We start from the raw sequence: 1213 nt of genomic DNA, 5'->3' as shown, positions 1-1213 counted from the left end.
CCGTAGCCCCAGCCGCGCCCGTCAGTGGCGCGGCTGGGGCTACGGCCTGGTCTTGCCCTGGGCCGCAGGTTTGGCGGGCGATGACGCCGTGGCGGCTGCGGCCGCCGGCGCGGCCTTGGGATCGGCGTCGGTCGCGGGCGCCGGCGGCGGCGGGGCAACCTCGGCGGTTTCCTCGGGCAGCGTTTCCGCCAGCAGCGGCGGCGGCGTCCACAGCCCGTCCAGCAGCGCCGGGCCGGGCTGGTAGACGCGCAGCAGCAGTTGCGCCGGTCCGGACGCCGGCAGCGGCAGCCAGTTGGACTGCTGCTCGGGCGCGGGCGCTTCGTGGCCGACGACCAGGTCCAGCGAGCCGTCTTCGTTGTAGCGCAGCGGGTCGCGGCTGCCGAGCGCCGGGCGGTTCAGCGCGTTGGGCGCCAGCAGGCCCTGGGCGTCGTAGGCCGCCAGCGACCAGAAGGCGCCGGCCGGCGGCAGCTGGCCGCTGGCGAAGCGCAGGTGATAGCGGCGCGAACCGTCCACGGCCTCGCCCCGGCTGTCGGCCGCCAGCAGCAGCGTGGCCAGGTCTTCCGGCAGGCTGGCGCCGGGCTGGGCCTGGGCGGCCAGCGCGCGGCGCATGTAGGCATTGCCGTACACGCCGACGCCGCCCGCTTCCCGCTGCCAGCCGTTGGCCTCGCGCAGCGTGGCGCCGGCGGCGGCCTGCATGCGCTCGCGCGCGGCGCGCAGGCCCCGGCGCATGCCCTGCTTGGCGGGATGGTCCAGCTTGTCGAAGTCGAAGGGACGGCCGGGGATCAGCCCCACGCCGCGCAGCCGGGCCAGCACGGGCTGGTCGGCGGCGTGCGGCGGATTCCTGCGCAGCAGCTCGGAGGCGTAGGCGAACAGGGCGTCGGTCGGCAGGGACTCGACCTGTTCGCGCGGCGAGACCTTCATGTTCAGCGAGCCGTCGGCGCGCACGCGCTGCGCCTGCGGCGGCAGGTTCCATTGCGACAGCGGCGTGATCGCGAAACCATCCTGCAGGGCGTGCACCGCCGGGTATTCGGCCGGGCCGTCGGCCTGGATCAGCAGCCGGGCCAGGACGTGGCTGGTGGGCGCATCGATGCGCGGCATGCCGGACGGCAGGGTGCCGCTCCAACCGGGCGGCACCAGCGCGGTGTTGCCCTTGGCGGTGCCGGTGCTGCGCCTGCCCAGGACGGCGAAGGCGTCGTTCCACAGGTCCACCAGC

Annotated in this window: 1 protein-coding gene; it reads right to left on the bottom strand. The window is 75.8% G+C overall.

What is annotated here, in order from left to right; all coding sequences use genetic code 11:
- Window positions 1-39 precede the first annotated feature (39 nt).
- Window positions 40-1213 (bottom strand): DUF1214 domain-containing protein (locus tag KDH83_RS30710; RefSeq protein ID WP_212322826.1); only part of this gene is annotated, 1174 nt, incomplete at its 5' end.

Origin of the sequence: Achromobacter sp. Marseille-Q0513, assembly GCF_018195695.1 — a bacterium.
Lineage (GTDB): Bacteria > Pseudomonadota > Gammaproteobacteria > Burkholderiales > Burkholderiaceae_B > Achromobacter.
This window is presented reverse-complemented; position numbering and strand designations above follow the sequence as displayed.